This is a genomic window from Geobacillus sp. WSUCF1 (assembly GCF_000422025.1).
Lineage (GTDB): Bacteria > Bacillota > Bacilli > Bacillales > Anoxybacillaceae > Geobacillus > Geobacillus zalihae.
On the sequence record NZ_ATCO01000086.1, the window covers coordinates 34,082 to 45,100 of the forward strand.

Annotated in this window: 13 protein-coding genes; 3 read left to right on the forward strand and 10 right to left on the reverse strand. The window is 53.8% G+C overall.

What is annotated here, in order from left to right; genetic code table 11:
- The first annotated feature begins 83 nt into the window (after window positions 1-83).
- Entirely contained in the window at window positions 84-839 is a 756-nt protein-coding gene (locus tag I656_RS07110) for an ABC transporter ATP-binding protein (protein WP_015375338.1), read from the forward strand.
- A complete protein-coding gene (locus I656_RS07105; RefSeq protein WP_020755288.1) occupies window positions 836-2,761 on the forward strand; it encodes an FtsX-like permease family protein in 1,926 nt (641 codons plus the stop codon). Before I656_RS07110 ends, I656_RS07105 begins: the two co-directional genes overlap by 4 nt.
- A gap of 164 nt (window positions 2,762-2,925) precedes the next feature.
- Here the strand turns inward: I656_RS07105 and gndA are convergent, their stop codons facing one another.
- From gndA to mce, 7 genes are all read right to left on the reverse strand, one after another.
- Window positions 2,926-4,335: an NADP-dependent phosphogluconate dehydrogenase gene (gndA, locus tag I656_RS07100; protein WP_020755289.1), complete on the reverse strand. Its 1,410-nt coding sequence runs from the start codon at window positions 4,333-4,335 to the stop codon at window positions 2,926-2,928.
- Window positions 4,336-4,491: 156 nt separating this feature from the next.
- Window positions 4,492-4,683 (reverse strand): hypothetical protein, encoded by a 192-nt coding sequence (locus I656_RS07095; protein WP_020755290.1) that lies wholly within the window; start codon window positions 4,681-4,683, stop codon window positions 4,492-4,494.
- Window positions 4,684-4,765: 82 nt separating this feature from the next.
- Entirely contained in the window at window positions 4,766-5,260 is a 495-nt protein-coding gene (locus I656_RS07090) for a chemotaxis protein CheW (RefSeq protein WP_011231828.1), read from the reverse strand.
- A 108-nt stretch (window positions 5,261-5,368) separates the two neighbouring features.
- Window positions 5,369-6,493 (reverse strand): tripeptidase T, encoded by a 1,125-nt coding sequence (locus I656_RS07085; RefSeq protein WP_033005758.1) that lies wholly within the window; start codon window positions 6,491-6,493, stop codon window positions 5,369-5,371.
- A 31-nt stretch (window positions 6,494-6,524) separates the two neighbouring features.
- On the reverse strand, window positions 6,525-6,695 hold the full coding sequence (locus tag I656_RS18665; protein ID WP_157074349.1) for a hypothetical protein: 171 nt from the start codon (window positions 6,693-6,695) through the stop codon (window positions 6,525-6,527).
- Between the two features lie 58 nt (window positions 6,696-6,753).
- Window positions 6,754-8,304 (reverse strand): acyl-CoA carboxylase subunit beta, encoded by a 1,551-nt coding sequence (locus tag I656_RS07080; RefSeq protein WP_011231831.1) that lies wholly within the window; start codon window positions 8,302-8,304, stop codon window positions 6,754-6,756.
- Window positions 8,301-8,723 (reverse strand): methylmalonyl-CoA epimerase, encoded by a 423-nt coding sequence (mce, locus tag I656_RS0115725; RefSeq protein WP_033005773.1) that lies wholly within the window; start codon window positions 8,721-8,723, stop codon window positions 8,301-8,303. Before mce ends, I656_RS07080 begins: the two co-directional genes overlap by 4 nt.
- A 208-nt stretch (window positions 8,724-8,931) precedes the next feature.
- Here mce and prli42 point away from each other — a divergent pair, with 208 nt between their 5' ends.
- Window positions 8,932-9,024, forward strand: coding sequence for a stressosome-associated protein Prli42 (gene prli42, locus I656_RS18670; RefSeq protein ID WP_020755294.1), 93 nt, complete (start codon window positions 8,932-8,934; stop codon window positions 9,022-9,024).
- Between the two features lie 47 nt (window positions 9,025-9,071).
- Here prli42 and I656_RS07075 read toward each other — a convergent pair whose 3' ends face one another.
- The 3 genes from I656_RS07075 to I656_RS0115730 all read right to left on the reverse strand — a co-directional run.
- Window positions 9,072-9,578: a L,D-transpeptidase gene (locus I656_RS07075; protein WP_033005760.1), complete on the reverse strand. Its 507-nt coding sequence runs from the start codon at window positions 9,576-9,578 to the stop codon at window positions 9,072-9,074.
- Between the two features lie 68 nt (window positions 9,579-9,646).
- On the reverse strand, window positions 9,647-10,621 hold the full coding sequence (locus I656_RS07070) for an aromatic acid exporter family protein (RefSeq protein WP_033005763.1): 975 nt from the start codon (window positions 10,619-10,621) through the stop codon (window positions 9,647-9,649).
- 169 nt (window positions 10,622-10,790) lie between these two features.
- Window positions 10,791-11,019 (reverse strand): nucleotidyltransferase family protein (locus I656_RS0115730; RefSeq protein WP_033005765.1); only part of this gene is annotated, 229 nt, incomplete at its 5' end.

Genomic DNA, 11,019 nt, shown 5'->3' on the forward strand with positions numbered 1-11,019 from the left:
ACACGCGGTTTCGTTTTGTTCGGCCAAACGCAGGAAAAAACCAACCCCATTGCTTATGATAGAAACGAAGGAGGGAAAACGAGATGGTCATATTGGAAGCAACCAACATCTACAAAACGTACGGAACGAAAAAGAACCTACAAGAAGTGCTCAAAGGCATCGATCTGCGTGTGGAGAAGGGGGAATTTCTCGCGATCATGGGGCCTTCCGGATCAGGGAAAACGACGCTCCTCAACGTTCTTTCCTCAATCGACCGGGTGAGCGAGGGCGCTATTTTCATCGAAGGAAACAACGTCGTCGCCATGAAAGACCGAGAGCTGGCAGAATTTCGCAAACGCCATGTCGGATTCATCTTTCAAGAGTATCATTTGCTTGACACGCTGACGGTGAAGGAGAACGTCCTTTTGCCTTTATCGATTACGAAAACGCCCAAGCGAGAAGCGGAAAAGAAATTTGCAGAATTGGCGGCTGAACTTGGCATTACTGACATCCAAAACCACTATCCGAGCGAAATTTCTGGTGGGCAAAAACAGCGCGCTGCGGCGGCGCGGGCGTTCATCCATGAACCGAGCATCATTTTTGCCGATGAGCCGACGGGCGCACTCGATTCAAAATCGGCTTCCGATTTATTGCACAAGCTGCAACAACTTAATAAAAAACGGAAGACGACAATCATCATGGTCACCCACGATCCGGTCGCCGCCAGTTTCTCAGGCCGTGTCGTTTTTATCAAAGACGGACAATTGTATACGCAACTGTATAAAGGAACGGAAACGCGGCAGCAATTTTTCCAAGCCATTATGCAAACGCAAGGCGTGCTGGGCGGTGTTCGGCCATGAGCATGAAGCAACTCCTGTTCCGCAACTTGAAACAAAACATCCAACATTATTATTTGTACGTGTTTGCCTTGATGTTTGCTTCCGCCTTGTATTTCGCGTTCGTGACATTGCAGTACGATCCATCGCTTGATGCCATCAAAGGGGGAGTGAAAGGCGCGGCGGCCGTCCGTACAGGCGCGGTGCTTCTTATCGTGATTGTCGCCGTCTTTCTTTTGTACGCCAACGCCCTGTTTATCAAGCGTCGGAGCCATGAGATCGCTCTTTTGCAGTTGATCGGCATGACGAAACGAAACATCTTTTTTATGCTGGCGGCCGAAAACGTCATTCTTTATTACGGCACACTGATCATCGGCATATTGGTGGGATTTGCCGCTTCCAAGCTGTTGATGATGATTTTGTTTAAAATCATCGATATTCCGCTAGCGGCATCTCTTTCCTTTTCTGGCCGAGCATTGGTGCAAACGTTGATTGTGTTCAGCGTGATTGATGTCCTCATGATGGGGATGAACCGCTTGTTTCTCAAAAAACAGACGATTTTATCCTTGTTCCGCACTACATCCACAACCGAAGCAAAACACGTATCCGTATGGAACATGGTCGTGGGGATGGTGGGGATCATCCTCATCGGCAGCGGCTATGGTATATCGACGAAATTGTTTAGCAGCGACTGGAAGAGCGTTCAAGGATTATTCATGGCCATGGCGTTCATTTTAGGCGCTGTCATCATCGGCACCTATTTATTTTTCAAAGGAACGATCAGCTTTCTGTTCCACCTATGGCGAAAACAAAAAGGTGGCTATTTGTCGATCAACGACGTGCTATCGGTATCGTCGCTCATGTTTCGCATGAAATCGAACGCGTTGCTGCTTACGATCATCACGACCGTGTCGGCCATCGCGATCGGGTTGATCTCACTAAGCTATATTTCCTATTATTCAGCCGAGCAATCAGCCAAAAACAACGTCGCCGCCGATTTCGCGTTTACGGACAAAAAGGATGCCGCCCGTTTTACGGCGGCGCTGCGATCTCATGATATTCGCTATCGGGAAACGATTATCGATGTCATCGAAGCACCGACTGATATTTCGATGATTTTGGACATCGCTGATCAAAGCCGGCTCCAGTTTCAGCCGTCCGCCGCGCCGCTATCGGTGATCAGCGACACAAGTACAGGCCGCATCGATGTCAAGCCTAATGAAGCACTGCTGACGGGATATCAGGACATGCTCCGTCAATTCTTGCCGTTTAAAGAAACGGGAACGATTCGCTTAGAAGAAAACGGCCGCATGGTCCCGCTTCATTACCTTGGGATGAAAAAAGACTATTACGTCAACTATCATTTCACGTACGGCATGCCGACTGTCATCGTCGACCAAACGATGTTTGATCGTTTGCAAAAAGAAACCGATCCACAAAAGAAAAAGGTGCATATCGGAATTCATCTGACTGACGAAACAAATATTGAACGGGCTGATCAGTTGTTTCAACGCATGGAGTTTTCCTCCATCACCGATTCGCGCCTGATGATGAGCCGCCACCAAAAGCAGACGTTCGGATTGATCTTGTTTGTCGTCACCTTTTTAGGACTCGCCTTTTTGGTCACATCCGGCTGCATTCTTTACTTCAAGCAAATGGGCGCCGGCGAAGAAGAGCGGCCGAATTACACCATTTTGCGCAAACTGGGATTCACCGAAAAAGACTTGCTCGGGGGCATTCGGCGGAAACAGCTGTTATACTTTGGCATTCCGTTGCTGCTGGGATTGTCCCATAGCTATTTCGCTGTCCGTTCCGGCTGGTTCTTTTTCGGCACCGAACTGTGGACGCCGATGTTGACGGTGATGGCGATTTACACGGTCTGCTATTCGCTGTTTGGCGTGTTGTCCGTTCGTTATTACAAAAAGCTAATTCGCGAGGCGCTTTAAAACGATGCAGCGAGTGAGGGAAGAACCAAAACCGTTCCAACGTTCGCCCACTCGATCAGTGGTCATCCCATTCTGAAGATGCAGTTCCAGTTGACGGAACGAATTTTAGCTTTATCGAACACGAAAAGCCCTTAGAGTGGTGAATGACTCTAAGGGCTTTTTTCTTATTTCAACCATTCCGTATGGAAAATGCCTTCTTTGTCAACGCGTTCGTACGTGTGGGCGCCGAAGTAGTCGCGCTGCGCTTGGATTAAGTTGGCTGGGAGCACCGCGGTGCGGTAGCTGTCGTAATAGGCGAGGGCGCTTGCGAATCCTGGCACTGGAATGCCGCGCATCGCCGCGGTGGCGACGATTTCACGGAGCGCGTCTTGGTAGCGTTCGACAATGTCTTTGAAATACGGATCCAAGAGCAAGTTCGAAAGCGCCGGATCGCGGTCGTACGCCTCTTTAATTTTTTGCAAAAATTGCGCGCGGATGATGCAGCCGCCGCGGAAGATCATGGCGATGTCGCCATAGCGCAAGTTCCAGTTGTATTCCTCAGAAGCCGCCTTCATTTGCGCAAATCCTTGGGCGTACGAGCAAATTTTGCTCATATAAAGCGCGCGGCGCACGGCTTCGATGAAGTGGCCGCGGTCGCCTTCAAACGGCTTCACCGCTGGGCCTGCCAGCACTTTGCTTGCTTTCACGCGCTCGTCTTTCATCGCCGAGAGGAAACGGGCGAACACCGATTCCGTGATGATCGGCAGCGGCACGCCCAAATCGAGGGCGTTTTGGCTCGTCCATTTGCCCGTCCCTTTTTGCCCGGCTTTGTCCAAAATGACATCAACAAGCGGCTTGCCTGTTTCTTCATCGATTTTCGTGAAAATGTCGGCCGTGATCTCGATTAAGTAGCTGTTCAGCTCGCCTTTGTTCCAGTCGGCGAACACTTCGTGCAGCTCTGCAGCATCCATGCCGAGCACATGTTTGAGCAAGAAGTACGCTTCAGCGATCAGCTGCATGTCGCCGTATTCGATGCCGTTGTGCACCATTTTGACATAATGCCCGGCGCCGTCCGGACCGATGTACGTCGTGCACGGTTCGCCGTCGACTTTGGCGGCGATGGCTTCAAAAATCGGGCGCACGAGCTCATGCGCTTCTTTTTGGCCCCCTGGCATGATCGACGGGCCTTTCAGCGCCCCTTCCTCGCCGCCCGAGACGCCCGTGCCAATAAAGTGGATGCCAAGTTCGGCGAGTTCTTTGTTGCGGCGCTGCGTATCTTTAAAATACGTATTGCCGCCGTCAATTACAATATCGCCTTTTTCCAAATGCGGCTTCAGCTGTTCGATCGTCGCGTCCGTCGGCGCGCCCGCTTTCACCATCAGCAAAATTTTCCGCGGTTTTTCCAAGGCGTTGACGAATTCTTCGATGCTGTATGTACCGACAATGTTTTTTCCTTTCGCTTCTTGCAAAAACTCGTCCGTTTTTTCGCGCGAACGGTTGTACACCGCCACCGAATAGCCTTTGCTTTCGATGTTGAGCGCCAAGTTTTTCCCCATGACCGCCAGTCCGATGACGCCGATTTGCTGTTTCGCCATTGTCCAACGTCCCTTTCCGTTTTGGTTTGTTCATCAAACAACATACCATACGTTTGCGCTTGCCTGCAAGTTTTTCTAAACCGATTTAGGAACGGGGCGGCACGACGGACTTTGCTTGACCTGTCCATGCGAAAAGGGGCGTAACGCCCCTCATGCTTAGTAGCCTCCATAGTGCGGGAAGCCGTATGGGGAAAACGGATAGTGGCCATCATGCATCCCGTATGGAAAGTGGTGATAGCCGCCGTAGCCCCCGTGCCAATAAGGATAGTAGCCATACGGATAGTGGCCGTAGCCGCCAAAGTACGGCGGATAAAAGCCGCCCGGATACGGGCCAAACGGTCGAACCATGGAATGCGCCTCCTCTTCATGAGTTGAAGTTCATTTCCATGATTAGGATATGCGCGGAAGAAAAAACGGTATAGGCAAACACCTATACCGTCTCTTCCTCTTGGATGACCTGGGCCGCGGCCTGGGCGGCGGCCACTTGCTCGCGAATCGCGTCCGCTTCTTCCAAATGGGCAAACAAGACGCGCGGATCCAGCACCGTGAGCAACCGCTCCGGCAGCGTCGCGATCCCGACGACATACGGCGTGCGCTCCGCGGATACGAGCTGCAGCGGTTTGATGGCTTCCGGTTCAATATCGACAATTTCCTTTGCTTCGTCAACGATAAACGCCACCGACAACCCGTCGACCGCGGCGACGACAAGACGCGTCTGCTCGGTTTCCTCGATCGCTTTCCCATATAGAAGCTTTCGCATATCGAGCACCGGCGCGAGCTCGCCGCGGATGCGCGCGACGCCCGCCATACAATCCGGCATATGCGGCACGGCCGTCGGCGCCGTCATTTTCTCAATCGAGACGACATACGCGATCGAGACGGCGTACTGTTCCCGCTCGACGCGAAACACCACGTATTTGTCCATTCCTCCGCCACCTCTTTCGTGATTCGCACTCTGCTTTTTTTATCGGCTCATTCCGGCCGAATGTTTACCGAAAGGTTCAAGAAAAAAGAGCATCCAGCCTCGGGATGCTCATTCGGCATTGGCGACTTCCTCGACAATGGCGACAACCATCTCTGTCAGCTTCACCAGCTCTTCAATCGGCATCCGCTCATTCGTCGTATGGATTTCTTCGTAGCCGACTGCGAGGTTGACCGTCGGAATGCCGAAGCCGGCGATGATGTTGGCATCGCTGCCGCCGCCGCTTTTCTCCAGCTTGCACGGCCGTCCGATGTTCGCCGCCGCCCGTTTGGCGACCTCGACGACATGGTCGCCGTCGCTGAACTTAAAGCCCGGGTACATCACTTCCACTTCGACATCGGCGCGCCCCCCCATTTCCGCGGCAACCGTTTCAAACGCCTCTTTCATTTTCGCCACTTGCGCTTCCATTTTTTCCGGAACGAGGGAACGGGCTTCCGCTAAAATATCAACGCGGTCGCAGACGATGTTCGTTTGCGTGCCGCCTTCAAAGCGGCCGATGTTCGCCGTCGTCTCCTCGTCGATGCGGCCGAGCGGCATTTTTGCGATCGCCTTCGCCGCAATCGTAATGGCAGACACTCCTTTTTCCGGCGCCACGCCGGCATGGGCAGTTTTGCCGTGCACAACGACTTTCAGCTTCGCCTGCGTCGGGGCGGCGACGACGATGTTGCCGACTTTGCCGTCGCTGTCCAAGGCATAGCCGTATTTCGCTTGAATGAGCGACGGGTCAAGCGCCTTCGCCCCGACAAGCCCCGACTCTTCGCCGACGGTGATGATAAACTGGATTACGCCATGCGGGATGTTTTGTTCTTTCAACACGCGAATCGCTTCCAACATGGCCGCCAAGCCCGCCTTGTCGTCCGCCCCTAAAATCGTCGTCCCGTCGGTGACGACATAGCCGTCTTGGATCGACGGTTTCACCCCTTTGCCCGGCACGACCGTATCCATATGCGACGTGAAGTAAATCGGGTCGACCCCGTCTTTCGTCGCGGCGAGCGTGCAAATCAAGTTGCCTGCCCCATGCCCCGTTTTCGCGGCCGCATCGTCTTCGATCACATCGAGGCCAAGCGCTTCAAACTTTTGTTTGAGCACCTTCGCAATGTCCCCTTCATGCTTCGTTTCCGAATCGATTTGCACAAGTTCCAAAAATTCGTCGACAAGACGCTGTTCATTGACCATCGCTTTTTTCCTCCTGCTTATGTACTCCACCTTAAGTATACCGAAATGTTCCGCCAAGAGCCAAACCGGACGCCGGAACGATCAAAACGCTGCAAACGTATAAGAACGCGCTTGAGATGTACCGATACGGGCTGCCTGACCGCCTCTCAACGAGCGAGCTTTCATCCGCTCCCGCTGCGGCAAACGGCCACGCCGCCTCCATCTAAAATATCGTTTGCCGCGAAAAAGGCTCCCGTTGCTTGCCGGACGCCTTCCATCGTTTACAGCGGAATGTTGCCATGTTTTTTCTTCGGCCGCTCCTCGTGCTTGTTTCGAAGCATCTCGAGCGCCTGAATGAGCTTGATTCTCGTGTCGCGCGGGTCAATGACGTCATCGATCATGCCGTATTTCGCGGCGACGTACGGATTGGCGAATTTCTCGCGGTATTCGGCAATTTTTTGCGCCCTCGTTTCTTCCGGGTTCGGACTTTTTTCAATTTCGCCCGCGAAAATGATGTTCGCCGCCCCTTGCGGCCCCATGACGGCCACTTCGGCGTTCGGCCACGCATAAACGACATCGGCGCCGATCGATTTGCTGTTTAAGGCGACATAGGCGCCGCCGTACGCTTTCCGCAAAATGACGGTGATTTTCGGCACGGTCGCTTCCGAGTAAGCGTACAAAATTTTCGCCCCATGGCGGATGATGCCGCCGTGCTCCTGCTTGACGCCTGGGAAAAAGCCGGTGACGTCCTCAAACGTAATGATCGGGATGTTGAACGAATCGCAAAAGCGGATAAACCGCGCCGCCTTATCGGACGAGTCGATGTCCAGCCCGCCGGCCATAAACTTCGGCTGGTTGCACACAAGCCCGACCACTTCGCCTTTAATGCGGGCAAAGCCGATCACGATGTTTTTCGCGAAATCTTTTTGCACCTCAAAAAACGACCCGTCATCGACGACTTGGGCGATGACGTGGCGCACATCGTACGGGCGGACGGCGTCAATCGGCACGACATCGGCCAAATCGGGGCGGTAGTCGTCCCCATCCGGAATCGGGCCAAACGGCGGCTTTTCGTTGTTGTTGGACGGCAAATAGCCCAAGAGCCGCCGCACTTCAGCGAGCGCCTCCTCTTCATTCGCTGCCGCAAAGTGGGCGTTGCCGCTGATCGTGTTGTGCACGCGGGCGCCGCCTAAATCTTCAGCGCTGATTTTCTCCCCGGTCACCGCTTCAATCACTTTCGGACCGGTGATGAACATTTGGCTCGTTTTTTCGACCATGAACACAAAATCGGTGATGGCCGGCGAATAGACGGCCCCGCCGGCGCACGGCCCCATAATGACGGAAATTTGCGGGATGACGCCGGAATAAATGGCGTTGCGGTAAAAAATGTGTCCGTACCCGTCAAGCGACAAGACCCCTTCTTGAATGCGGGCGCCGCCCGAATCGTTCAAACCGATGACCGGCGCCCCGGTTTTCGCCGCTAAATCCATGATGTTCGCAATTTTTTTCGCGTGCATTTCCCCAAGCGCCCCGCCGAAGACGGTGAAATCTTGCGAAAACACAAACACGGTGCGGCCGTTGATCTTCCCGTAGCCGGTCACCACCCCGTCACCCGGCCCCTTCTTTTCCCCGAGGCCAAAATCGGTGCAGCGGTGCTCGATGAACGGATTGAGCTCGACAAACGTCCCTTCGTCCAAAAGCAAATCAATCCGCTCTCGCGCCGTCAGCTTCCCTTTCGCGTGCTGCTGTTCAATTTTCTCATCGCCCCCGCCCAGTTCAATCTCACGTCGGCGGTCATACAGTTCGTTGATTTTGTCGTACATGTCGCTCATTGGTGTCCCTCCGTTTTCGTCCGTTCACAAAGCTCATACAACACGCCGCCGGTCGATTTCGGGTGCATGAACGCGACCCATGCCCCGCCGGCGCCGCGTTTCGGCGCATCTTGAATCATACGGATGCCGTGCTCCTTCAGCTCGCGGATGCGCTCGGTGATGTCTTCCACCCCAAGCGCCACATGATGAATCCCTTCGCCGCGCTTCTCGATAAATGTCGCCACCGCGCTCTCTGGCGACAGCGGCTCAAGAAGTTCAATTTTCGCCTCTCCCGCCTGCAAAAACGCCACTTTCACCTGTTCCGACTCGACTTCCTCGATGCCAAGAAACGGCAGGCCGAGCACATCCGTATAAAACGGAAGCGCTTTCTCAATCGAACGGACGGCAATGCCGATATGGTCGACTTTTTTCACTTCCATCGTCTGCATCCCCTTTGCCGCAAAATGATGAGGCCAACATTTTATCATTCGCCGTTTCGACAAAAAATCCTGCTTTTTTTGTTTTTCTTTGTACGCGCCACGGTCGAGCTTTGGATCGGTTCGCTTCGCATCGGGCATTTTTCCTTGTCCGCTCCGCTGCTTGCCGGTACAATAAACGTAGAACAGCGGACGGAAGGAGGACGGACCGTTGTCGCGGAAAACGCAAAAATTCATCGTGTATGTAATGCTCATTTGCATGCTGCTGACGACGCTCCTCGCCGGCATCAGCATGTGGTTTTAACCGCAGGCATAAAAAACGCAAGCTTCCCGCTGAGGAGCTTGCGTTTTTTAGCGCACCGCACCATACCGCTTAGCAATGGCGTAAAACGATTCGTTGCTGCGGAGAATGAGCACGTTGGCGCCAATCGGCACCCGTTCATACAAATGCTCGACATCGCGGTTGTGCATGCGCACACAACCTTGCGACACATACCGGCCGATCGACGCCGGGTTGTTCGTGCCGTGAATGCCGTAGATGCGCCCGTCCGTCCCGCGCGCGTTAAAGCCGATCCACCTTGCGCCGAGCGGATTGTTCGGCGCCCCGCCTGGAATGTTCTTTTTCCGATAATACGGGTGTTTCGCCTTCACCGTCACCGTAAACATCCCCTCCGGCGTCAAATCGGCATTGACCCCGGTCGCCACCGGATAAACGGCTTCGATGCGGCCGTCGCGGACGAGCGCGAGCTTATTGATCGCTTTGTTCACAATGACAAGCGGCTTCGCCTCCGCCGCTGTCTGGAAAGGCGCTCCCAACACGGCGGTGAGCACGAGACAAATGGCCAACCATACCCGCATATCCGTCCATCCTTTGCTTGAATGTTTGGCTATAGTGTGCGCCAAAACGGATGGACATATGCCCTGCATCATGCCTTCAGCCGCTGCGGTTTTCGTTCGTTTCCGGGATGGAATTCGCTTTTGATGATTAAATATCGCTCCAATTCGCGCACCAAATGAAACAACGCCGCCCGCTCTTCAAACTGTTCGCGCGTCGTTGGCAGCGGCATCGCCTTAAACTGTTCGCGCATCTCGGCAAGGCGCCGCAAAAACCGATCGGCCGTATTTCCCGGGTGAATGGCATCGCTTAATTCGTCGATAAAATCGGCGACCATCATCCGCTGCTCGACCGTGTAGACAAGCGATGTCACAAGCGGAAGCATATGCTCGATGATTTCCAACTGCCGCTCACGCATGCGGAAGTAGCGGACATATTCATCCTCATTCCGCCATAATTGATTGTCAGCGTGGCGCATGGCGAGTTTTTTCGCTTTGTCGAGCGTCTCCGCCGCAAGCGGCAGCTCTTTTCCATCCCAATCAAGCTCATTTGTGCGCAAGTAGCGGACGATTTCTTTTAAAATAATGCGAAACAAATCTTCGACAATGCGCTGGTACTCTTTGAGCTCCTTCTCGGCGCTCGGCATGTACATGTTCATCAGCAGCGCTACCCCAATGCCAACCGCCACGAGCAAGATCTCATTGGCGACCAATCCCCACGTGATGTCCCCGGCCGCATACAAATGCAAAATAATGACCGAGCTTGTCGCAATGCCTTCCTTGATTTTCAAGCGAACCGTCACCGGAATGAACAACAAAAGCAACAGCCCGATCGTCCACGGATGATAGCCGAAGACGGTAAAAAACAACGCCGCAAACCCGATCGCGACAACGCACGCCGCAAAACGAGCCCGGGCGGTCTCAAGCGACCGCTTTTTCGTCACTTGGACGCATAAAATGACGATAATGCCAGCGGAAGCGAAATTATGCAGGCCGATCAGCTGAGCGATGGCAATCGCCAGCGCCGCCCCCACCGCCGTTTTCAATGTCCGATAGCCGATTTTCATCGCGAGTCTCCTTTGCCAATGGTTGCCGACTTCATTGTACCGATGGCGGCGCTTTCGGTGCAAGAAAAAACGGACAATCCTGGCCTCCGCTCCGAAGCCGATCTGTCCCAACAGGCGCAAAAGGACAAAAAAGGCGGCTGTCCGCTCATGCAGGGCAAGCCGCCTAGGCTCACGACGGAGATTTCTCATAAATCGTCTTCCCGTCGCGCTCGATTTCCCGCCGGATCGCTTCGTTCAGCGCGTCGAAAAAAAGCACGTCACATGAGTAAATGCCGACAATCTCGTCAAGATCCTCTTTGATTTTCCACTTTTGTTTGCCGGTGTAGTCCACGCACAAGTCGATGTCCGAGTTGTAGCGGGCCATGCCGCGCGCCCGCGAGCCGAACAAAATGACTTTT